The 22,727-nt window shown below is 50.3% G+C and carries 21 protein-coding genes; 6 read left to right on the top strand and 15 right to left on the bottom strand.

What is annotated here, in order from left to right; translation table 11 throughout:
• Window positions 1–38: 38 nt before the first annotated feature.
• The 3 genes from AC5JLP_RS10260 to AC5JLP_RS10250 all read right to left on the bottom strand — a co-directional run bounded on the left by AC5JLP_RS10260 (window position 39) and on the right by AC5JLP_RS10250 (window position 3,571).
• Window positions 39–1,406 carry an oligosaccharide flippase family protein gene (locus AC5JLP_RS10260; RefSeq protein WP_496067839.1) on the bottom strand — a complete coding sequence of 456 codons (1,368 nt, stop codon included), beginning with the start codon at window positions 1,404–1,406 and terminating at the stop codon, window positions 39–41.
• Window positions 1,407–1,445: 39 nt separating this feature from the next.
• Window positions 1,446–2,720: a glycosyltransferase gene (locus AC5JLP_RS10255; protein ID WP_496067838.1), complete on the bottom strand. Its 1,275-nt coding sequence runs from the start codon at window positions 2,718–2,720 to the stop codon at window positions 1,446–1,448.
• 536 nt (window positions 2,721–3,256) lie between these two features.
• Window positions 3,257–3,571, bottom strand: coding sequence for a hypothetical protein (locus AC5JLP_RS10250; RefSeq protein ID WP_496067837.1), 315 nt, complete (start codon window positions 3,569–3,571; stop codon window positions 3,257–3,259).
• A gap of 161 nt (window positions 3,572–3,732) precedes the next feature.
• Here AC5JLP_RS10250 and AC5JLP_RS10245 point away from each other — a divergent pair, with 161 nt between their 5' ends.
• Window positions 3,733–4,722, top strand: a complete 990-nt coding sequence (locus AC5JLP_RS10245) for an RsmB/NOP family class I SAM-dependent RNA methyltransferase (RefSeq protein WP_496067836.1) — start codon at window positions 3,733–3,735, stop codon at window positions 4,720–4,722.
• Between the two features lie 7 nt (window positions 4,723–4,729).
• Here AC5JLP_RS10245 and acnB read toward each other — a convergent pair whose 3' ends face one another.
• Window positions 4,730–7,342 carry a bifunctional aconitate hydratase 2/2-methylisocitrate dehydratase gene (gene acnB, locus AC5JLP_RS10240; RefSeq protein WP_496067835.1) on the bottom strand — a complete coding sequence of 871 codons (2,613 nt, stop codon included), beginning with the start codon at window positions 7,340–7,342 and terminating at the stop codon, window positions 4,730–4,732.
• Window positions 7,343–7,603: 261 nt separating this feature from the next.
• On the opposite strand from acnB, the gene AC5JLP_RS10235 reads away from it, so the two are divergent.
• The gene (locus AC5JLP_RS10235) at window positions 7,604–8,041 is read left to right on the top strand and encodes an EVE domain-containing protein (protein WP_496067834.1); all 438 of its coding nucleotides are present in this window, start codon (window positions 7,604–7,606) and stop codon (window positions 8,039–8,041) included.
• 140 nt (window positions 8,042–8,181) lie between these two features.
• Here AC5JLP_RS10235 and AC5JLP_RS10230 read toward each other — a convergent pair whose 3' ends face one another.
• Window positions 8,182–9,174 (bottom strand): aromatic ring-hydroxylating dioxygenase subunit alpha, encoded by a 993-nt coding sequence (locus AC5JLP_RS10230; RefSeq protein ID WP_496067833.1) that lies wholly within the window; start codon window positions 9,172–9,174, stop codon window positions 8,182–8,184.
• 14 nt (window positions 9,175–9,188) lie between these two features.
• Window positions 9,189–10,532, bottom strand: coding sequence for a guanine deaminase (gene guaD / locus AC5JLP_RS10225; RefSeq protein ID WP_496067832.1), 1,344 nt, complete (start codon window positions 10,530–10,532; stop codon window positions 9,189–9,191).
• Between the two features lie 225 nt (window positions 10,533–10,757).
• On the opposite strand from guaD, the gene uraH reads away from it, so the two are divergent.
• Window positions 10,758–11,117, top strand: a complete 360-nt coding sequence (gene uraH / locus AC5JLP_RS10220) for a hydroxyisourate hydrolase (RefSeq protein WP_496067831.1) — start codon at window positions 10,758–10,760, stop codon at window positions 11,115–11,117.
• Window positions 11,118–11,126: 9 nt separating this feature from the next.
• Here uraH and AC5JLP_RS10215 read toward each other — a convergent pair whose 3' ends face one another.
• Together AC5JLP_RS10215 and mnmG are read right to left on the bottom strand one after the other, a co-directional pair.
• Window positions 11,127–11,702, bottom strand: a complete 576-nt coding sequence (locus AC5JLP_RS10215; protein ID WP_496067830.1) for a Uma2 family endonuclease — start codon at window positions 11,700–11,702, stop codon at window positions 11,127–11,129.
• Window positions 11,699–13,612, bottom strand: coding sequence for a tRNA uridine-5-carboxymethylaminomethyl(34) synthesis enzyme MnmG (mnmG, locus tag AC5JLP_RS10210; RefSeq protein WP_496067829.1), 1,914 nt, complete (start codon window positions 13,610–13,612; stop codon window positions 11,699–11,701). Before mnmG ends, AC5JLP_RS10215 begins: the two co-directional genes overlap by 4 nt.
• Before the next feature lie 130 nt (window positions 13,613–13,742).
• Here mnmG and AC5JLP_RS10205 point away from each other — a divergent pair, with 130 nt between their 5' ends.
• Together AC5JLP_RS10205 and AC5JLP_RS10200 are read left to right on the top strand one after the other, a co-directional pair.
• Window positions 13,743–13,943, top strand: a complete 201-nt coding sequence (locus AC5JLP_RS10205) for a type II toxin-antitoxin system HicB family antitoxin (protein WP_496067828.1) — start codon at window positions 13,743–13,745, stop codon at window positions 13,941–13,943.
• On the top strand, window positions 13,940–14,149 hold the full coding sequence (locus AC5JLP_RS10200; protein ID WP_496067827.1) for a type II toxin-antitoxin system HicA family toxin: 210 nt from the start codon (window positions 13,940–13,942) through the stop codon (window positions 14,147–14,149). Before AC5JLP_RS10205 ends, AC5JLP_RS10200 begins: the two co-directional genes overlap by 4 nt.
• Before the next feature lie 71 nt (window positions 14,150–14,220).
• Here the strand turns inward: AC5JLP_RS10200 and AC5JLP_RS10195 are convergent, their stop codons facing one another.
• Window positions 14,221–15,597, bottom strand: a complete 1,377-nt coding sequence (locus tag AC5JLP_RS10195) for a glycosyltransferase family 4 protein (RefSeq protein WP_496067826.1) — start codon at window positions 15,595–15,597, stop codon at window positions 14,221–14,223.
• A gap of 89 nt (window positions 15,598–15,686) precedes the next feature.
• Window positions 15,687–16,487 carry a hypothetical protein gene (locus tag AC5JLP_RS10190; RefSeq protein WP_496067825.1) on the bottom strand — a complete coding sequence of 267 codons (801 nt, stop codon included), beginning with the start codon at window positions 16,485–16,487 and terminating at the stop codon, window positions 15,687–15,689.
• Window positions 16,488–16,671: 184 nt separating this feature from the next.
• On the opposite strand from AC5JLP_RS10190, the gene AC5JLP_RS10185 reads away from it, so the two are divergent.
• A complete protein-coding gene (locus AC5JLP_RS10185; RefSeq protein ID WP_496067824.1) occupies window positions 16,672–17,493 on the top strand; it encodes an MOSC domain-containing protein in 822 nt (273 codons plus the stop codon).
• 206 nt (window positions 17,494–17,699) lie between these two features.
• Here AC5JLP_RS10185 and AC5JLP_RS10180 read toward each other — a convergent pair whose 3' ends face one another.
• The 5 genes from AC5JLP_RS10180 to AC5JLP_RS10160 form a co-directional block, all read right to left on the bottom strand.
• Window positions 17,700–18,350, bottom strand: a complete 651-nt coding sequence (locus AC5JLP_RS10180; protein ID WP_496067823.1) for an NAD(P)-dependent oxidoreductase — start codon at window positions 18,348–18,350, stop codon at window positions 17,700–17,702.
• A gap of 61 nt (window positions 18,351–18,411) precedes the next feature.
• Complete coding sequence (locus tag AC5JLP_RS10175; RefSeq protein ID WP_496067822.1) at window positions 18,412–19,482, bottom strand: alpha/beta hydrolase; 1,071 nt, start codon at window positions 19,480–19,482, stop codon at window positions 18,412–18,414.
• A 128-nt stretch (window positions 19,483–19,610) separates the two neighbouring features.
• A complete protein-coding gene (locus AC5JLP_RS10170) occupies window positions 19,611–20,432 on the bottom strand; it encodes a helix-turn-helix domain-containing protein (protein ID WP_496067821.1) in 822 nt (273 codons plus the stop codon).
• A gap of 390 nt (window positions 20,433–20,822) precedes the next feature.
• Window positions 20,823–21,188: a hypothetical protein gene (locus tag AC5JLP_RS10165; protein WP_496067820.1), complete on the bottom strand. Its 366-nt coding sequence runs from the start codon at window positions 21,186–21,188 to the stop codon at window positions 20,823–20,825.
• A 115-nt stretch (window positions 21,189–21,303) separates the two neighbouring features.
• Window positions 21,304–22,680 carry a DUF2330 domain-containing protein gene (locus AC5JLP_RS10160; RefSeq protein WP_496067819.1) on the bottom strand — a complete coding sequence of 459 codons (1,377 nt, stop codon included), beginning with the start codon at window positions 22,678–22,680 and terminating at the stop codon, window positions 21,304–21,306.
• Window positions 22,681–22,727: the final 47 nt, after the last annotated feature.

Here is a 22,727-nt window from a genome sequence, read left to right as displayed (position 1 = left end):
AAATCAAAATATTTAAGTAGCAGTAGTCAGACAGACCGTTAATGAGGAACAGAAAGCCCATCAAACGGTGAGCCATAGCCTGCGCTGACACGGATCGCAATCACTAGGCCTAAAATCGCTAAAAACAAGGCGGTCATCAATAAATCTTGTCGAATTGCTAATAACTTCTCGCGCCACAAACCATACATTACGACAAACCAAATGGGCACATTGCTAAGTGCCACCGCTAAAACAGCCCCTACTTCATGCAAGGGTGAGTGATAACCCAAAGGAATGCCTATGGCGTAGCATAGAAAGCTCAAAAACGAACCAGCCGTCCAATAGTTTGGCTTTCCCAAAGCCCATAAGCCTTGATCAATCGTTTGAATCAGCACCAAAGGCCACATGCCTATAGCTAGAAGCGGAAACATCCAGGTCGCTGCTGTATAACGATCGTCATACAAAAAGCTAATAATCAAATCTCCTAAACTCACTGTTAAAGCTGTAACAACGGCTGATACCAATAGCATCGGTTGGCGATGATGAACAATCTTGGCACGAAACTCCGATCGAGGTAGCTCTACAAACTTTGAGTAGGCGGGGTAAATAACCTTAGTAGCAACGGCAAACACAATTTGGCGAGGAATATCTGAGAGTGTAAGGGCAATACCATAAACCCCTAATAATTGAAATGTAAAAAGCTTTCCAAGAATGAGGCGATCAGTCGATGAAGAAAGAAAGTAGATAGCAGTAGAAAGAAAAATCCATTTACCAAATGAGATCAGTTCCTTGATCGAGCTTTTATCCCAGGCAAAGCTGTTACGCAGATTCTCATTGAGTCGGTGACTTATCACTAGTTGAAAGACTGATGAAACTAGCCCACCGACAACTAGCGCCATAACAGATGGATTAAGCCATGCCCAAACTAACGTCACAACAAGGCCAACAACTTGTCCACCTAGCTCAAATAGAGCAATTTGCCTTAATGCTAGATGGCGATTAAGTGTGGAGAGAGATGTTGAACAGAAGCCCCCAATTAAAGTGCTAAGCCCAACTAAAGGAAGTAGCCACAATAGCCTCGGCTCATGATAGAACTGGGCCGCAGGATAGGCAATACCAAGACAACACAGCCATAAAACTACACCTCTTACAATTGACAGTGTCCAGGCGGTGTTGAGAAAAACAGGATCGTCCCCCCGTTTACTCTGAATGATACTGGCGTTAAGGCCCAGATCAGAAAATAGGTGTAACCCTGTAAGGAAGACGTTGACAATAGCCATCAGTCCAAACAACTCAGGAAAGAGTAGCCGTGTCAGTATCAGATTACTACCGAAGCGCAAAACCTGGCTGCTACCATAGCCGACGATCGTCCAAACTGCCCCTCGAATCGCTAATTTTTTGACAGATGGTGTGCTGGTGGATGACATGAATACCTATAACTCAAGGGACAATTAAATCACTGTTTCTTAAATCGGTTGCTCAAGATTAAAGCGCTTACACGGAGCCTCAACCGACTGAGACATCGGTAATTGCTCAACGTAGAACTGAAACAAAGCTGCTAGCTTGCCAGCTTCCAGCATTGAGTTATGGTTACTTACAACCCGCTGAGCACCAATATGCCCCATCAGCTCTAGCTTCTCGACAGGTGTTTGCAGAGCTTTCTGCATCGCAATGACCAAGTCTTCCACTGACCCAGGAGGCACTAACCAACCGCAAACTTCAGACTCAACAAGCTCTGGAATGCCAGCTACATAAGTACTAATGACAGGACGTCTCAGTCCCAAAGCTTCCATGATGACAACTGGTAACCCTTCTGCGAAGCTAGGAAGCACTAAGGCTCGAGCAGCTAAGATGATTCGGCGTACTCGATCGCCGTCTGCCCAACCTGTAATTTCGACATGGTTCTGCAACTTCAGCCGATTGATCGAAGCTTCTAGTTCATTTCTCATTGGCCCATCTCCCACTAAGGTTAGCTTGAAAGGTAAGCCTTGCTGCATTAGATGACTAGCAGCATCCAGTAGCAGCAGTTGACCTTTCTCAGGACAAAGACGACCAACACAAACTAGATGCGGGTCTACAGAAATTGGGGTCGGCACAGCGGTAAGAAACTCTGCATCTACGCCACAGTGGACAATATGAATTTTCGACCAATCTAGTAGCGGGCACCAGCGATAGAGTTGGCTTCTGCCAAAGTGACTGACAGCAACGACAAATGCAGCTCGAGCGACCTTTTCGGGTAGCGAAATTGCTTTGACTTTGTCGAATTCTTCTGGACCATGCACAGTGAAACTGTAGGGTGGGCCACCTAGTGCATTGCAGAGTAAAGCTACCGTCGTTGAATTTGTACCAAAATGAGCGTGCACATGAGCAACCTTAGCTTTCGCAAACCAGTTTAATAAGACGCAAGCCTCAGCAAAGTAGGCTAAGTGGTGCAATACACTCCGTTCAGCACCCTGGCTTAGCCTTAAAGCCAGTCTTAAAGTTTGAAGAAATCGAACAGGTCGCTTAATCGCCACCCAAAACAGACCAACCAGCAGCCCTACAACTCCATTGCCTAATACGGGCTGTGTCCGATTAACCTCTTCTTGATCTGCTGGATCAACCAATTCAGCGTGGCAAGCACGAATGGCAAAGCGTCTAATTTGCAGACCATGCGCTTCAAGAGCAGCAATTTCTCGCCGAATAAAGCTGTGGCTCACCTTAGGGTATTGATTGATTAAATAGGCGATCGTTTGCGACATTTGGTTCTCTAACAGCGCTCAGGTCAATGGTAAGCCTAATATGAACGAAGGGTCTAGCAGACTAAATTAATACAGCGTCGTCTTTATCTATTCTTGTTTATCGGAAGCACTTACACAGGCAGGAATAAAGTTTAGATAAATCCTACCAAAATGTTTTGTAATTTTATTTTTGTCGAATTTTAAAGATTCGGTGATCTGTTATGCTTGAGCTGTGGAAATCTAGGTGCAATCTCTTTCCAGCACATCACTAAATCACCCGCAGGCTCTTCTGCCCTTAAAAGCCAGCTCTTACCAGTAGCCTGCCCTACCGGACACAGATGGCGCACGTTCCAGTTAAGAGTAGGCGTTGGCAGGAGCCATTTAAGGCCCTATTTTGAGCAGTTTCCCTTGTTTTCGCCTTTTTTTGCGGGATTTAGAGGCTTTCCACATTTTGCTACAAATAGTGAACCTTTAAAGCATCCAAGGCTTTATGTCAGTCAATCAGGAGCCAGCTTGTTGTAGATCGTCGCTAGCTCACATGCTATTGATGGAACCTATTAATACTCCGAGAAATCAAAGGTATTGAACTCTGAAGCGGAAGCTTTTGTGGGTTTGACTGTCTCCCCCTCAATGGGTGTCGCATCGCGCAATTGATGAGCGCTTTGTTCCAGGGTGGTAATTTCGACATCAAGCACGTCCAAGCGGGATTGGATGCGATCGCGCCGTTCTGCCAAGGTGGTTAACTCTTGCTGGAGGCGCGTCTTCTCGTTCACTAGCTTGTAAATATCCAGATAAGCTGCTGCTTCCGTCTTCTGACGGGGCATGGTGCTAATTTTAGGGCGGATTTGCGATTGGGATGGATGGGGTCGCATGAAAATTCCTGATATTGATAGGGTTAGAGTGCCCAATTCAACCGACAAATTGCTACCGCTTGAGCATCCGCTCGGATTGAGCAAGGTCAGCTATCGTAGTTGTCGGTAAGGCGCTATCGTTAACAGAAGTAGTGGCCGTTTCGACGTTTGTCAAAGATGCTATGGAGCAACCTTCTAATCTTTTACTGAAACTGAGCCAGAAACTCTTTGAAGACGCTGGCGATCGCGCACAGTTTATTGATGCATTACTACACCCGAAAGCGTTTAATCCTTGTATTCTTTGGTGCCAAGAAAAACCAAGCGATAGCCCATTTGAAACTGAACCACCTCTAATATGGCAGCCTGCTTTTGTGGAACGTTTGGCGATCGAGCTAAAGCCAGGTCAACATCCGCTGCACAGTCAGGGGGCTTTCTACTGCCTTGATTTTTCCTCTGTTTTTGCCGCTTCTACCTTACTAACGCTTACAAAACCTGTAGATTTAGTCATTGATGTTTGCGCGTCACCGGGCGGTAAAAGTATTTTTGCCTGGACTGCTTTAAAGCCAAAGCAACTGCTAGGCAATGAGGTCATTGGTAAGCGTACAGGTGCGTTGATTTCTAATCTGAAACGATGCCAAATTCATCCGGCGATCGTGCTTCGCTTGGATTCAGAAATTTTAGCGAAAGAGATTCCTCAAACGGCTCAAGTTGTCATTGTAGATGCACCTTGTACGGGGCAATCGTTGCTAGCAAAAGGCGGAAAAGCGCCCGGTTGCTTTCATCCCATAACGATTAATAGTAATGCAAAGCGGCAAAAGCGCATTTTGGCAAACTCAGCCCAGCTTGTTGTCGCTAATGGCTACCTGGCCTATATGACATGTGCGTATTCTCTCGAAGAAAATGAGCAGGTTGCTGCGTGGTTTTTAAGGCAATTTCCGCAATTTCAAGCGGTAAAGGTACCTCATCTAAGTTTGTATCAATCACACCTGACGGACTTCCCTTGCTATCGTATGTTTCCGCAACAAGGATTGGGAGCAGGTGCGTTTACTGTGTTATTCCAAAACACTCAGGATGGGCATCGTCGAGAATTGCCTGAAACCTTTTTTACTCGTCCTGGGCTAACCGTTCTGCCTTTACCGGACAGAACGATCGCTACGCATTGTGAAGGGTGAGCAAGGACTATCGCGCAGTTACGATCGGCATACCCAGGATATCTTCAATCCGAGGCATTTCGTTGAGGGGGATGACGCGACCTTCATCTTCAAAATCAGGGATCTGGTCGAAGTTGAGGTAGCGATAAAGGTCAGCCGCGAAAGGATCGATCTTTTGGGTGACGATCGCCATATATTCCTCAACCGTGGGAATTTTGCCCAACAGCGCGCAAACCGCTGCCAGTTCTGCCGAGCCAAGATACACCTGAGCGCCCTTGCCCATGCGATTGTTGAAGTTGCGCGTAGAGGTTGAGAAGACCGTTGTACCGTCTGCCACTCGTGCCTGGTTGCCCATGCAGAGTGAGCATCCCGGCATTTCGGTTCTGGCTCCGGCAGCGGCGAAGATGCCATACATGCCTTCTTCTCGCAGTTGTTTTTCGTCCATGCGGGTAGGCGGGCAAATCCAGAGGCGCACTTTGACGGGACCTGCACCTTCGAGAATTTTGGCGGCGGCGCGATAGTGCCCAATGTTGGTCATGCAGGAGCCGATAAAGACTTCGTGGACGGGATCGCCTGCACATTCAGACATCAGCTTCACGTTATCGGGATCGTTAGGAGCAGCAACGATCGGCTCCGTCACCTGATCCAAATCCACCTCAATAATTTCGGCATAGTCCGCATCGGGGTCAGCAGACATGAGGCTTGGGTCAGCCAACCATTGCTCCATTTTGGCAACGCGACGCAGAATGGTGCGCGCATCGCCGTAGCCTCGTGCCACCATATTTTTCAGCAAAGCGACGTTCGATCGCAGGTACTCTGCCACCGTATCCGTACTCAGCTTGATGGTCGAACCCGCACAGGAGCGTTCTGCCGTTGCATCCGTCAGTTCAAACGCTTGCTCCAGCTTCAGATCGGGTAGCCCTTCCATCTCCATGATGCGACCGGAAAAGACGTTTTGCTTGTTCTCCTTAGAAACCGTCAGTAGTCCCCGTTGCATGGCGGTATAAGGAATGGCATTCACAATATCGCGTAGGGTGACACCTGGTTGCAAGTTGCCTTTGAAGCGTACCAGCACCGATTCGGGCATATCTAGCGGCATCGCACCGAGGGCGGCGGCAAAGGCAACCAGACCGGAACCTGCCGGAAAAGAGATTCCCAACGGAAAGCGAGTATGGGAATCGCCACCTGTGCCAACGGTGTCGGGCAGCAGCATCCGATTCAGCCACGAGTGGATAATACCGTCGCCGGGATGCAGCGCCACACCGCCGCGCTCATGCATAAAGTCAGGCAGATCTTTGTGGGTTTTAATATCGACTGGTTTAGGATAGGCAGCGGTATGGCAGAAGCTTTGCATCACGAGATCGGCGCTAAAACCCAGGCAGGCAAGCTCTTTAAGTTCATCGCGGGTCATGGGCCCAGTCGTATCTTGCGATCCAACGGTCGTCATTAAGGGTTCGCAGGAGGTGCCAGGACGCACACCGGGAAGTCCACACGCCTTGCCGACCATTTTTTGGGCCAATGTGAAGCCTTTGCCTGTATCGACTGGCTGATGTGGACGGCGGAACAACGGGCTACAGTCTAGACCCATATCGGCGCGAATTTTATCCGTTAGCGTGCGACCAATTAAGAGTGGTATGCGTCCGCCTGCCCGTACTTCATCCAGGATGGTGTCGGGCTTGAGGGTGAAGGTGGAAAGCACTTCGCCCGCTTCGTTGGTGATTTCGCCTTTGTAGGGATAGATCGTAATCACATCGCCCGTTTCAAGTCTGGTGACATCGCACTCGATCGGCAACGCTCCCGAATCTTCCGCCGTATTGAAGAAGATTGGCGCAATCTTGCCGCCCAGGATATAGCCACCCGTGCGCTTGTTCGGCACGAAGGGAATGTCGTCGCCAATGTGCCACAGCACGGAGTTGATGGCGGATTTCCGAGAAGAACCTGTCCCAACGACATCGCCCACATAGGCAACGGGATGTCCTTTCTGTTTGAGGGTGGCGATTGTCTCCAAACTTCCTGGCTGGCGCGTCTCTAACATCACCTGAGCGTGAAGAGGAATATCCGGTCGTGTGGTCGCGTGGGGCGCTGGCGAAAGATCGTCCGTGTTGGTTTCTCCGGGCACTTTGAACACCGTTACCGTAATCGCAGCGGCTAGCTCCAGGCGGCTCGTGAACCAGTCGGCGTTTGCCCAGGATTCAAGTACCTGCTGGGCATAGGGATTGCCACTTGCCGCAAGTTCCTGCACGTCATGGTAGGCATCATAAACCAGCAAAATTTTGCTCAACGCTTTGGCGGCTGTGGCTGGAATATCAGCATCGGAAACTTGCAGCAACTCGATCAATGAATGAACGTTGTAGCCGCCCATCATGGTACCCAGGAGTTCAACCGCAGCTTGAGGCGACACCAGGGGACTGGTCGTTTCGCCTTTGGCGATCGCGGTTAAAAAGCCAGCCTTTACATAGGCGGCTTGATCAACACCGGGCGGCACCCGATCGCGCAAGAGCGTGAGCAAGAATTCTGCTTCTCCGACAGGTGGCTGCTTCAGTAGCTCGCCCAGTTCAGACATTTGTGCTGCACTCAACGGCAAGGGCGGTACCCCTTGAGCCGCACGATCGACCACATGTTGACGGTAGGATTCAAGCATCGTTAGAGTCTCTACAGAGCGATAAAGGAATGTGTAAGGGCAGAGAAATTAAGAGTACAGATCGTCGATCGCTAAGATTACTTTCACCGCGCCACCTTTGCGGTGGGGATTGATACGTACTGCATAAAGAAGTGTACAAGACAGCGGCTGATCGATCTCAGCGGTTGTGCTTGGCAAGCACTTGATAGAGTCTGTATCTCCAGTATGTCTTGCGAACGGTCTGACTTGTGAACAACGATGATGTGGGGCGATCGAGGAAAAATGATGAATGATACAAACTATTGGGTTGGCGTTGCATCTCGCAATCACGTTGTCCAGGGCGCAACATCAGGCATGTTTGGGATTGGTCACGGCAAGCGGCAACCCCTTGAGCAGATCGTTCCGGGCGACAAAATTGTGTTTTATGCGCCGAAAATTGACCATACCAAAACAGATAAAGCCAATGTCTTTCAGAAATTCAAAGGGTTTGGCACCGTGCTGGATGAACCGATTTTTACGATAGACATCGCTGGTACGTGTGCGTTTCGGCGCAAAATTCAATTTGAAGGCATTGAGCAGGAAGCTTCTATTCAACCATTGATTGAGGAGCTTGACTTCATTTCTAATAAGACACGATGGGGGTTTCCCTTTCTACGCGGCTATATAGCCATCAGCAAAAAAGATTGGGATTGCATTATGCAGCACTTAACTGCCGCCTGACGAGCTGAACCCTTCTAGAATTTACGCAAACCTCCGGAGATTTTCACCAAGCATCAGGCATCGTCACCAAGCGTCGTCGCTTAAACCTCCGAGGTTTTGGTCAAGAGGCGTCAGTCCTACCTGTAAAAGTGTCACTGGCTCTACTGATGCGATCGCGACCCACTAACTGTTCCGAAGCGCAGGCCCATCTCCTGTAGCCATTTACGATAGGCAATTAAGGTGCGATCGCTATTGAGCAGCAAATCCGTCTGACCACCCAGTGGCAGCAGAGCGGGACGTTGTGCTTGAATGATGGGAATGTCCTGGTTCAGAATTTTTTCTTGCCACGCAATCAGTTCGTCCGCAGGCGTTTCGTGATCATAATTCAGCGCCATCCACATCCAGAGCGTGCTGCTCAAAGCGGCATGGGGTGTGACACAGAAGAGAATGGAAAAGCGGGTGCCTTCGGATTCTTTGGCTAAATAAGCGGTGAACGGACGGAGCGCACGGTAGGTATAGGCAACCACCCCACCCTGACCCGTACCATAGGGGTTGGGTTGATAGACGCTCACTCCTTTAGAAAGTACACCGTCTGGCTCGATCGTCGTCCCATAATCCTCAATTTCAGGATAGGCCGCGTCGCCCAAAATACCCTCATGGATAAAGGGAAAGTGCGCCACATCGAGAAAGTTTTCGATCGCCCTTAGCCCACACAGTTCAAACGCCCCGTAAGGCCCGCACAGCAGCTTGCGATAGGTCGGATCATCCCATTCGGGAAAGGGTGGAATGTCGTGTGTGGGTTCACCGATCGCGACCCAAATCAAGTTGTAGCGCTCTTCTACACGATACGTTTGCACCTGAGCGCGTTTGGGGATGGTTTGCTCAGGATGCGCTGGGATGTGGACACATTGCCCCTCGCTGTTATACTTCCAGCCGTGATAGGGACAGACTAAGGTGGCACCATCTACAGCACCACAGGAAAGCCGCGTCCCGCGATGGGCGCACACATCCTGACAGGCGTAAACTTGACCGCCAGTGCGCCAGAGTACCAACTCTTCTTCTAATAGACGAACGGGCAGCAAGGAGCCTTCTGGCACATCCTCCGATCGAGCCACTGGATGCCAATCATTCAGAACCACTGGATCATCAACCATCTTGCGTTCCTCTGCTAAGCGCCACCCATCTGCTTATATACCTTATTCTCATACGCCAGCTCACCCATGATGTACGTGGCGTGAATCGCACGATCGTCTCCCATCATCATCGTGGCAAAGGCTTGGTCAGCCAGTTCTGCCACTGAGGGTGCGATCGCGGTGGGATTGCGCCGTGCCATGAGTGGGGTCGCTTTGGGATCGATCACAATAAAATCAGCTTCCTTCCCTGGCTCAAAATTGCCCAGTGTGTTCTCTAACGATAGCGCTCTGGCACCTCCCAACGTAGCGAGAAATAATGCTTGGAAAGCGGAGAGATTTTCCCCCCGCAATTGCGTCACTTTATAAGCCTCACTCGCAGTTTGTAACATTGAAAAACTCGTCCCGCCGCCAACATCCGTACCCAAGCCGACTTTCACGGGCGCTTCTACAGACTTTGCTTTTTTCAAGTTAAAGAGTCCGCTTCCCAAAAACAGGTTCGAGGTGGGGCAAAAGGCGATCGCCGAGTGTGCCTCCGACAACCGCTGAAACTCCGCATCGGTCAACTGCACGCCATGAGCAAACACAGATTTATCACCGACTAGCCCTGCGCGATCGTAGACATCTAAATAGCCCTTACTTTCAGGAAATAACTCTGCGACTAGCCTGACTTCATTCACGTTTTCTGATAAGTGTGTGTGCATGTAAACATCTGGAAACTCAGCCAGTAGCTTTCCTGCCAGTCTCAGTTGTTCATCGCTGGATGTCACCGCAAACCGGGGCGTGATGGCATACAAGAGGCGATCGTGCTTGTGCCATTTCTCAATGAGTTGTTTGCTCGCTGTATAAGCTGTTTCAGGCGTATCCGTCAAAAAGTCTGGCGCACGACGATCCATCAGCACTTTGCCTGCAATCATGCGGAGATGGCGACGGCTCGCTTCTTCAAAAAACGCATCCACCGATTGCGGATAAACCGTCGTAAACACCAACGCCGTTGTCGTTCCATGCTTCAACAACTCATCCAAAAAAAATGACGCAATTTCCTGAGCGTAGGCTTTGTCCTTAAACTTACCCTCCGTTGGAAACGTATACTTGCTCAACCATTCCAGCAGTTGCGCTCCATACGCTGCAATCATCTCCGTCTGTGGAAAGTGAATGTGCGTGTCAATAAACCCCGGCATAATAAGTCGATCGGGATAAGCCGTAATGGAAAGACCCGCACAGCGTTCCCGGAGGCTTTCGTAAGCTCCTAATGTTTTAACGTTGCCATCTTCTAAAATCAGCAAACCGTCGGGCAGATAACGGACGCTATCTGCCTCTGAGGCATAGAATGGATCATCCACAAAATCGAGAAACGCACCACGAAACGCCTTTAAAGTCACGCTATCAGTCCAAAAGAGTAAGTAAAGGATTGATCAAGGAGATTTGTCTCATGAAATCATACCCTTCCAGCAAGCGCGTATCTAAAGTGACAAAAGCGAGGGCAGAAAGGGAGAGAGTCGGGAGTCGGGAGTCGGGCGAAAAATACAAAGGCTGAATTCTGACTCCTGATCCCTCCCCCCTATCCCTTCCCCCCCAATCTCAACTCTCTTCACCCCTTACTTTCTATGTCTGGCAAACTGACAACACATGTTCTTGATACGGCTCAGGGTTGTCCGGCGGCTGGTTTGGCGATCGCGCTCTGGTTGATCGCGCCAGCTGGCGAAAAAACGCTGTTGAAAACGGTACTCACGAATGCGGATGGACGCACTGATAGCCCGCTATTAGCGGATGGAGCATTGCAGGTGGGGGTGTATGAACTGATTTTTAGTGCTGGTGCGTACTTTGCCCAACACCTTCAGGACTTGCCCAATCCACCTTTTTTGCATGAGATTCCCATTCAATTTGGTATTGCCGATCCCAATGCTCACTATCACGTGCCGTTGCTGGCTTCACCCTGGTCGTACAGCACGTATCGGGGGAGTTAGGGGTAAGTTTCACCAAAGCGATCGCAGATTGAGCACCAATCGAGGCAAAACAGCTTCATCTGACAAAGTTACTGGAGCCTCCAGGCTTTCTAATGGTTGATTGGGACGATAGATTTCAACAGTGCGATGTTTGCGGTTCAGCAACCAGCCAAGCGTTACGCCGTTTTCCATATACTCTCGCATCTTCGCCTGTGCATCGCTAAGGTCATCACTAGGAGACATCAGTTCCAAGACGAAATCGGGCGAGATCGGTGGAAATTTTTGCTTTTGTTCTGGAGTCAGTGCATCCCATCGGTCTTGTTTGATCCAGGCCACATCGGGCGATCGAAGCGCTTGATGTGGCAACCTAAAACACGTTGAAGAATCGAAGACAATCCCAAGTTTCGCGTGTCGATTCCAGATGACAAAGTCTGCATTTAATTCCGAGTTGTAGCTGCCTGTTTCGCCGCCTGTTGGTGCCACGATCACTAATTCTCCTCGCGTGGTGCGTTCAAATTTGACATCAGGATTGGCTCGACAAAGTTGTGCAAAATGCTCGTCGGTCATTTGCACGATCGCGTTGAAGTTGATGGTGAACGCAGTCATAAAATCGCTTTTGTTTGTTGACGGGCTTGAATTTCGAGGTATACCAGCAATGCATTCACATCGGCTGGATTGACTCCCCCAATCCGGGCAGCTTGCCCGATCGTCAATGGTTGCACTTTCGCCAGTTTTTCGCGGGATTCCTTCGAGAGGGTCTCGATCGCGCTGTAGTCTAAATCAGGTGGCAGTGAACGATGTTCTTGACGCACGATCGCGTCAATTTGGTGCTGTTGCCGCTGAATATAACCGGCGTATTTAATATCAATTTCAGCCCCTTCTTTTTCAGCGCGATCGCAGTCTGGATTCCCCAAACCAAACTGTTCTAAGTTGACATAATGAAAGCCTGGTTTTCGGAGTAAATCGGCTAGCGTCACGGAACCTTTAATGGCTTGTTGGGTATGAGCCGCAATTTGTTTACCCAAGTCGTCATGCTCTTTGACGCGCGTTTCGTGCAGGCGTTCTTTTTCGGCGGCAATCCGTTCCTGTTTGCGTGTAAACAACTGCCAGCGACGATCGTCAATTAGCCCAATGTCTCGCCCTAGCGGAGTAAGGCGTTGATCAGCATTATCCGATCGCAGCAGCAGACGATACTCAGAACGAGACGTAAGGACTCGATACGGCTCCCGCAAATCTTTGGTGCAGAGGTCATCAATCAAGGTGCCAATGTAGCTATGCTCACGGGGAAAGATGACCATTTCTTGGTTGTGAATCAATCGTACGGCGTTAATGCCTGCCACAACGCCTTGAGCTGCGGCCTCTTCGTACCCTGTGGTGCCGTTGATCTGTCCCGCGCAGAACAGCCCTTCAACCTTTTTAGTCATCAACGTGGGGTAGCATTGGGTGGCGGGCAGGTAATCGTATTCCACCGCATAAGCAGGACGTAGCATGGCGCAGTGTTCGAGGCCGGGGAGCGATCGCAACATTTGCAATTGAATGGCTTCGGGCAACCCGGTGGAAAAGCCCTGGATGTAAAGTTCTGGCGTGTCTCGCCCTTCTGGTTCAATGAAAATCTGATGACTTTCTTTATCGGCAAAGCGCACAATTTTGTCTTCAATGCTGGGGCAATAGCGCGGCCCTTTGGCATCCACCCACCCCCCGTAAACAGGAGACAGGTGAAGATTTTCACGAATGATGCGATGAGTCTCGGCTGTGGTGCGGGTCAAATAGCAGGGCATTTGCTCTCGTTTTACCCATGCGTCTGGATCAAAGCTGAACCAGCGCACATCAGCATCACCGGGTTGGGGTTCTAGATTGGTGAAATCGACGGAGCGACGATCAACCCGTGCAGGGGTGCCTGTTTTCAACCGTCCCGTTTCAAAGCCCAGACGGTTCAACGTTTCGGTCATGCCAACAGCGGCAAATTCTCCCGCACGTCCCGCTGCCATTGACTTATTGCCAACCCAAATTTTGCCGCCTAGAAACGTACCTGTGGTCAGCACCACCGCTTTGCACTGAAACGCCACACCAAAGTAGGTTTGCACCCCGATGATTTCGTCGTTGTCACCCAGGATTAGATCGGTCGCCATGCCTTCGCGGATCGTCAGGTTTGCCTGATTTTCCACGATCGTTTTCATCACCGCCGCATATTCGCGCTTGTCTGTTTGTGCCCGTAAAGCCCAGACCGCAGGCCCGCGTGACGCATTGAGTACCCGTTTTTGCAGATAGGTGCGATCGGCCATTTTGCCAATCTCGCCGCCCAACGCATCCACTTCATGCACCAGTTGCGATTTAGCAGGCCCACCCACTGCGGGATTGCATGGTTGCCACGCGATTTTATCCAGAGTCAGTGTCAGCAAAAGCGTGCGACAGCCTAGCCGTGCCGTTGCCAGTGCTGCTTCACAGCCAGCGTGTCCGGCTCCTACCACCACTACATCAAAGGCATCCAAAAATTCAACGGACGATCGCACGGTCATAGGAGACTCTACGGCTTGGACTCACCTCATTTTAGCGGGTACAGCGCCAAGCTTGGGATGCCGCCTTCACGTACTGAGAAGCTATTGCATGGCACGCTAAGATCTTCAGTAAGGCATGATGCGAGTAGACATGAAAATTAAGGCGGTAATCTGGCAAGAAAATGGTGTGTGGTGCGGCTCTGTACCTGCCCTACCAGGATGCCATACCTGGGGAGAAAGCTATGAGCAGTTATTAGAGATGCTGGAAGACGCGATTCAAGGTTGGCTTGAAGTGGCTAGTCAGCAGGAAGAGGTTGAGCCTGAAAAGCAATTGATTGAGCTATCCCTGTGAAGTCTATTTCTGGTAAAGCTCTCTGTAAGGTTGTTGAACGTAAAGGCTGGCTCTTGAAACGGGTTACTGGCAGTCACCATATTTACGCTAAAAAAGGAGTTAGCGTCATTCTCTCGATTCCTGTTCACAGCAATCGAGACTTGCCTATTGGCACGCTGAGAAACCTTTTGAAAGATGCTGGTCTCACCGAGGACGATTTAGAGTAGCGAGCAGATGCAGTTCGGGCACGATCGCTGGCAGTGATCGCGCCGTGATAGCGAACTCCACAGCTTGAAACTCACCTCATTTTAGCGGGTACAGCGCCAAGCCTTCGTCCTAGCGGTAGCATGATCCGCTGCCTGCACTGCATATAGAGGTGACGCAGCTTCCAGAATTTGCTGGTTTTCATCCAATCCAGATGGGCGTGTAGATTCTCAAGCTCAGTCTGCAATTGAGTGTGTGTGTGTTGTAGCTGTCCCTGTGTTAGCCGTAGCTGCTCCTGTGTATGCTCCAGTGCGGTTTCAATGTTGTGGCAGTGCTGTTGAGTGAGCGCCAGCGTTTGCTCTGTCTGCTCATTCGTGATACGGATTTGTGCCAGTTGGGCTTCATACGCGTTCGTCTGCTGAACCAGTTTGTTTTCATAGTGATAGATCTGCTTCAGACGAGGCGTGAGCCAGTGCAAATAAGCCGCTATAGCCTGACTTTCTGCCGCTGCCCCGTGCTTACTGAGGGTTACCTCCCGGCTGAGCACCTTTTCGTAGAGCTGAATAATCTGGCTCACGACGGCTTCGCGTCCCCCGGTTGTCCGTATTTGTTGGGAGACTTTCGCAGCATCCAGCGGGTCGTAGCGAGACAGTTCGCGTACCAGGCCGTCAACGCTAATGGGGTTCTGTAAGGTACGAATGCCAAAATTCAACCGTCTGAATTGAGCAAAATTCTCTGTGGTGACCATTGCACCTGTGCCGACTGCATCATGCACGATCACGGCCGCGCCAACAGCCATTGCCTCTAGCGCCGATCGTCCTTTGGCAAATACAATGTCGTACTTGCCTAACATTTGCTCTGGTTGAGCGCAGGCACTTCCCGCCCCAGCCCCTATGATATCGAGTGTAATTCCCACGCGATCGCACGCTGCTTGAACCTCCTTAAGGTAGGCTGAATGACTGGCAGCGTTGCTGAAGACTAGGGCGCGCTGCGGAGTTGGAGGAAGTGGCAAAGGGCGGGGTGAAAAGCGGTCTAAATCCACAAAATTCAATAGCACTTCAATCTGGTCTGCGGGAATGGCGTGTTCATACAGCAGCCGATCACGGCAGGTGTAATCCACAGTCACATACTGACGAATGCGAGGAAAGCGGGGTGGAGCCTCTTCCCACGGTAGCCAGCCGTGACAAAAATAAATGCAGGGCACGCCTGGAAAATGCAGCAGCGCCGTCATTGTATCCAGATGATGCTGACCATGAATAATGTCGGGTGGCTCAGCGATCGCGGACAGGTCAGCCACGGCGGGAATGGTTGCTAGCCGGAGTTCCTCGGCAACCTCGCCTAAATCAGTGCTGTAGGCGATCGGCGTATGACCCCGTGCTAAAAGCGCTGTCGCCAGATCACGCACATAAAGTTCCGACCCTGCCCGTGCTGCCAGCGTATTGTTGGTGAGTAACACTCGTAGCTTCGACACCGACTTTTCTCCTTTGAGGACAAGGCACAGGCAAAACCGCTTCAGTAAAATGCACGGGTGGAACGGTGAAGGGTTACAGAGCTTGCAGCCTATGCCATTGCACACTGGTGTAAAGCCTCTGCCAGTGGATAGAGGTGTTCTCTGCACCGAATGACGTGCTGATAGAAACCTAAGGCCACTTGCTGCTCCCCGTAGCGTTCGTAAAATTGTGGCTCTGCACCATACAGCAGTATTGCTTCTGTCTGGCTGACTGGATGCAACTGTTCAACCTGGAATGCTCTTAAACCCATCTGCTGGATGGCTGCATTCACCTCCTGCGCCAATTCGGCATAAGCCTGGGCAGCCGCTAGTTTACGCGCCAGTGCTGAGTCATCCAACTGGAGTGAGACGGTTAGAGCCTTGAGTGGTGCGCCAGAAACGGGCTGCTGAGGGTAAGCACTGGGCAAGTTGACTAGAGAAAAGCAAAAATTGGCGATCGACTGCTTGCGGCTGTAGTTTGCTCGTGCCACGGCGGCATTGATCAGCAAACGACAGACATCGTGACCGGGATTGTAGCCTTCGAGGGCATCTCCTACGACGTACTCGATCGCGTGTTCGACAAACGCTGTTGCCAATTCTTCCACGGCGGCAGCGAATAGCTCTGTATTGTGCTGTAGTAGCGCTGTGTAAATTTGTCGATCGCTAAACCGCCCGTAGATCGATCCTGGCGTTGCCTGTGCACGCTGAAGAATTTGCGTCGTGGAGGGGAGCCGCGATACGGTCGATCGTCCAGACCCATCCGTTAAAACAAAGGTCATAGGCTTGGCACACTCTAACCAGTGATGCACGCGCAGTTCATGTCCAGGGTGTGCAATGACCAAAGCTGCCTTGCGGTCGAGTAAGTCTGGCATCCGTAAAGCGGACTGTCCCAATTTTTCACCCTTTTACGTATGAACCCAATGCAATTCAAGCATGGTAACTGATCATAAGCGCATAGATGCCAAACACCCGAAAAAGTAGTCGTCATGTACATTCTGATACTCCGGTCTGGCTTCAGTCTTGCTAGCGTTAGCCAGTTGTCAGCAAGGTATGGGTATGGCGCGATCGCTCGTTGGCTCAATCGAAACGCTCTGGCGTTATCCTGTGAAGTCGATGCTGGGGGAAGAACTGGAGGCTTCAGAAGTTACAGAGCATGGGTTGCTGGGCGATCGAGCATATGCACCTTTAGACGTACAGAGTGGCAGGGTTGCCAGTGCTAAGAATCCTAAAAAGTGGGCAAAACTGCTGGACTTTCAAGCAGCATACACCGCAGCACCTGTAGGAGAAACGCTTCCTTCAGTGCGGGTTTCCTTGCCGGATGGTGGGTCGGTAGTGAGTGAGGCGATCGACACCAGCCAGATTCTCTCTGGGTTGCTTGATCGAGAAGTGCAGCTTTTAACCACAGCCCCAGCAACCGCCAGCCTGGATCAATATTGGCCCAGTGTTGAAGGTACGGCACACCAAGAAGCTATTACCGAACTGGTGCTGCCATCGGGTACGTTTTTCGATTCCTGCTCGATTCATGCGCTTACAACAGCAACGCTGGCAAAGCTTCAGGCGCTTTGCCCCGAAGGACAATTTGATTTGCGTCGCTTTCGTCCCAATTTGTTGATCAAGCCAACATCGGATGAAATAGCGTTTGTGGAAGATGCCTGGGTGGGTAGTGTATTGACGATCGGCAATAACGTTCGCCTTAGCATCGACACCGCCTGTCCTCGTTGCGTTGTCACCACACTGGCTCAAGCTGGGTTGCCCAACGACCTGGGCATTTTGCAAACAACAGCGAAGTATAACAACGTGATTGCAGGCATCCGCGCTTCCGTCTTACAGGGCGGCACCATTCATAAAGATGATCCAATTTGGCTGGAAGCACTGTAAGGAATTGTTAGCCTAAACAAAGTATTTATAGACATGTGAGTGTGAATTTTTTCACACGTTTCCTTCTCCAATCGTCACTATAAATGCTATGCCTCTAACTCTTTGGGCAGGCGTAATCGGTGGAGTGTCCCCTCTATTGCTTATTTTGGCGATGATGATCAACTCGTCACGCTTCACATAATTTAGACAAACTGAGAAGGTGTGACTCAATAGGCGATCGTCATCTGACTTTGCACAAACTGAGGTTGTTCAACTTCATCTACGAACGCGATCGCATAATCCTCAACTGAAGTTCGGCTTCTGCCCTCAGTATCGACTAGCAGTTGATTTCTTCCCAGGCGGAATTTGCCTATCCGTTCACCCGGTTCAAACTCGGCAGCAGGGCTGAAAAATGTCCAATCAAGATGAGAAGCTTGGTAGATTTTCAGGGAGTCGCGGTGAGCTAGAGAGGCAGGGCGATACTGGGCTGGAAAGTCAGGAGTATCTACCAATTGCACACCAGGAGCCACTTCGAGACTACCTGCCCCACCTACTACAATCAGTCGTCGCACGTCTGCGCGGGTCAACCCTTCGATCAGAGCTTTGGCGGCATCAATCACCATTGGCGCTAAGGTTGCATTGTTGGCGATAGCCGCCCCCGGTCCTGCCGCATTGATCACCGCATCATGTCCTTGAACGATCGCAGCAACGCTATCAGCATCACAGACATTGCCAACCACAACCGTTAACCGATCGCTTGTCATAGAAAATCGGGATAAATCGCGGACGATCGCCGTTACCTCATGTCCTCGACTCAAAGCTTCTTGGGTAATTTGAGTTCCCGCTGAACCGTTTGCACCAAATATTGCCAGTTTCATTGCAACGCCCTCTCAATTGAAAATTGCCTGTTTCAAAAAATCCGGTTCGTTCATGTGTTGCTTACGCGTGACGATTAAACCACTCAGCAATTTGAGTCACGCATTGATCAATGGTTTCTGGCTCTTCGTAAAACTGGAATTGCACGCTGTTTCCTAGCCAAACTAGCTGTTTATCGGGTGTGGCAATCTGTGCAAAGATGCGCTTTGGCTCAGTAGCTCCAGTAGCAGCGCGATCGGCGTGAATCATCAAGGTTGGTTTATTCAACGTCTTGACCGTTTCATCTACACGGTATGTCCACAATTCTGCTTCGCTCATCGCAGTAATGCGGTTTTCCCAATTGCCATGAAACTCCCAAAAGGGTCCTCGGTCTTCCCAGCGTCGATACCATTCATAAATCGGTCTACGAGGCAGCAAGGCATCCGGATCATCTAAGCTGACGATGGGCATGTACTCCACTTCGCCCCTTTCCTCGTACTGAGCGCGTGCTTGTTGACTGCGTTCAATTCGAGTGAGCGTTTTGTCTTCTCCGCCTGTGTAGTCATCAATTCCTGCTGCTGTTAGGTAATGTCCTGCCACGATCGCCAGTGCCCGAATGCGTGGATCTTCAGTTGTGGCATGAATTGCCCAGTTTGCCCCCTGACACACTCCCAGAAGATAGAGACGATCTTGAGCAACTTCAGGACGAGTCAACAGGTAATCGATCGCGGCTTTCAAATCAGCAACTTTTGCTGCTGGGCTTTCATATCGACGCGGTTCTCCACCACTCTCGCCATGAAAGCGGGGGTCAAATGCCAATGATACAAATCCTGCTTTTGCTAGTCGGGTCGCATACTGCACAGGAGATTGCTCTTTGACAAAGGCAACTGGACCCAGCAACGGCACAGCCGGCGCAGGTTGAGACAGTCGAGTTGGGAGATAAAGCCGACCAATGAGTTCAACTCCGTTACTCAACAAAGTAACTCGCTCTGTTGTATACGCACATTGAACATGGCTTGTCACACCCATCATTCGAGCCTCCGAACGTGGTGGCAGCAAGAAGCTTAGCAGAAATCCCACTGGCGCAAATGTGGCTATTTTGAGGAGCGATCGCCGCAGGGAATCCGTTGAGAAAAGATGTCGCTGAAAACGCATAATGATCCTCTACCCAAGCAACTCAACCGTTTTACACACAGGTAGTGTAAACAAACTGCGATGCTTGAGTCTTGGAGATTTTCCCGAAAAATTGCAAAATCAGATGATTGTTTTAATGACAGATGCAATTAGTGCTGTTGACGATATTGTCTAGGTGTTAATCCTGTGTGACGACGAAAGCTGTTGGTGAAATGGCTCTGATCATAAAACCCCACCGATCGCCCAATTTCCACCAGTGAAAGCTGTTGATTGGCTAATAATTGCTTTGCGCGTTCGACCCGACGCTGAGAAACATATTGATGCGGTGAGGCTCCTATACTTTGCTTAAACAATTTACCAAAGTGATGAGAACTCAATTGCGTGAGGTTTGCCAGTTCTTCTAGTCCTAAATGACTGTCTAGATGAGTTTGAATATAGTCCAGAACTGTTTGCAGTTTTGAGTTTGGCAATCCTCCTGATACAAAAGATTCTGCAATTTCCACTGAGCAGTGATGTTGCAGTAAATGGACTGCAATCAAGTTTTTGAGCGAGTCTAGATAGAGAGAATTATGTGTGTTCTGATTAACTTCAAGGCTGAATGTCAGTAATAGTTGTTCTAGCAACGGATCACACCAGCCGATGCGATCGCGCAATTCAATCGTTGAAGGGACGAGATCGCAGCTTTCGATCGCTATCTTTTTCAATATTGAGTGCGGTAAATAGAGATTTAACACCTCTACCTCTGACTCCCAGAACCATTGGGGCGATCGAAAAGCTGGAACAAAGGTGAACGTGCCCGGATAAGTCGGACGGCAAACTAGCTTCTCGCCATCTAATCGACGCTCTAGATTGCGTTCTGTATTACCAGGGTTTGCAATGTGAAGCGTAATCCAGTGATCAGAAATTGCAGGGTCGGTAATGCGATCTTGCGGCGGTGTATGAACTGTACGGCACACACATAACTCTGACATAGGACAAAAGTTTAGAAATCAGGGTGCAACGATCAAGCTTGCTTTGTGTATCCTAACAGTATCATTCTACGCATTTACAGCAGCCCAACACTGCGTTGGTGTGGACGGAACAGCAGTTATTGGTGAGAGTTCAAGGTTGGATGACCGAGTAGTTTGGCGGTTCGCACAAGCAAATCAAATGATTTTGCTAACAGCTAATCGGAGTATAAAAGGTCATCATTCTCTAGAGCAAGTGATGCGTGAAGAAAATACATCTACATCACTGCCCGTTATTACAACCCGTTATTACAATTGGAGATGCTGATCGAGTCTATCGGTTTCAGGCGATCGTGATGGCGATCGCAATGGCATTGACAAGAAACCTGCTACTACAACGCAATGCATCCTTGTCTATAAGCCCCGATCGCGCTCCAGGTCATGAATCACTTTTTCGTAGACCCAAACGGGCGAGCGATCGGGATTCTGCTCTTGAGCCTGTTCTACCAGATGTCTTGCCAGCGTTTCATTGCCGTTGAGCAACATCACTAAGCGGCGATGCAGAGGAGCAACCTGCCAGGCAGTTGTCGCCGCATCTGATGACTGCGTTTGTGTCATCACCTGTTCGCCCCGTGCAATCAGTTCCTCCACGGTTTGCTGTACCTCGACCTGTACCGCTGCGAGGCTTTCATCCAAACGCTCGATTTTCTCAATCGTGTATGATGCCAACCCTGCTCCAAAATAGAGGGTTTTTTGAAGCAGGTTGTTCAAGCTATCCATAACGATTCGATTCGTTGAGTTGCAGTCCCCTTATTCTGCCTTCAACCCTATAGCAACGTCATCCCTATCGAGAGACAATTCCTTGCCTCTTGACGGTTAAACGAGGCGATCGGCACTATTGTCCAACCAGGCTGGACAGAATCCGCTGCCAGAAGGGGCGCGCATCGCCTTCAATTTGCGGCTGCTTTTTACGAATATCTTGAATGTTCCATCCGGTCAGGCGCGCCAGGTTTTGTGCTTGCTGTTCAAAGCGACGGGGGAGCGATCGGCGATACTGATACGCCTCCCGGCACGTTGGTTTACCTGTAAACTCGTGACGCAGCACATAGCGACCCTGGAACGTCTCGCGGTTGCCCGTTTCCTGGAACACCAGATCTTCAGGGAACTTATCGCGGGTGTAGCGGACGTGCAGGCGGGTGATGAATACGTTGGAGGAGGGGAAGCGACGCGGACGGAATCCACCCGATGGCATGGGAACCGTATCGTCTGGACTGTCGAGCCAGAACACGCCTGCCTGCTTCAGTTCCTCCTGTGACAAAGGCTCTGCGGAACAGGGGTCACAGTTTGCCATATCCCAGGCGTATTCCATAAAGGCTACTTTGCGATCTTCGCGATCATATGCCGTCTGAAACATTGCCTTGTAGAAGTCGCTAAACTCATTTTTGACAAACACTGGGATTTCCGAATCCGACGGTACTTTCACGGTGCGATAGTTTGTGACTTCCGTTTGTCCCTGTGGCGAAAGCACGTAGATGAGCAAATCCTGTGCCGCTTTCGCGTTGATCATGCCTAACCGAATGGGCAACATAAAGCGCGGCGACTCGTAGGCAATTTGCAGGGGACGGAGGGATTGATAGCCCGCTTTGTCGTACTCAGCCAGATTGACCTTCGCCACAAAAAACTTCAGCTTTTGCCGAATGTAGGGTTTCAGCAGTTGATTCGCGCCTCTGGGAATTTTGTAGCCATTTTGAGTCAGCCAGGTTCGCAGCCCATCCGATTCCTTCGCGCTCAATAACAGGATGTCATACTCGCCTACTGTATACCTTGCTTCCACAGTGACACCCAGCGAATCTCTACGTGCCCTGTTCGACTCCTGAGCCACTCCTGACGCAGCGGAAGGTGCTGGAACCGCTCGATCGTACAGCCGCTGTTCACAGGGATCTTCGTCAAAATATTCCACCAAACGCGGCGCACTGAAAGCATCCAGCCGCTCAATGATTTTGGGGTCAGCGACCTTAATCTGATCTTTTCGCAGCACTACTGGCACAGGCACCACGATCGCAAAATCTTTCACCTCGCCCTGGAAGTCATTTGCCATTGTCAGCACAGTACGGTTGCCTGAGCGTGCGATCGCCACCTGCGAAGCCTGGTTATACAGTTTGGCATCTGCCTTCGCCACATAAAAGCCGCAGAACGCCCAGGCACTCGGAGCGACCAGCAGGCAAATAAGGCAGGTAAACAATAAGGTTAGGAGAAGGCGTAGGGGTTTCATGGGAAGAGTTATGAGTTGTGAGTTATGAGTTGCCGAAAAGGACGCAG

The sequence above is a fragment of the Stenomitos rutilans genome (assembly GCF_059505485.1).
Note: the sequence above shows the minus strand (reverse complement) of the source record. Positions and strands in the feature narration are given on the sequence as shown.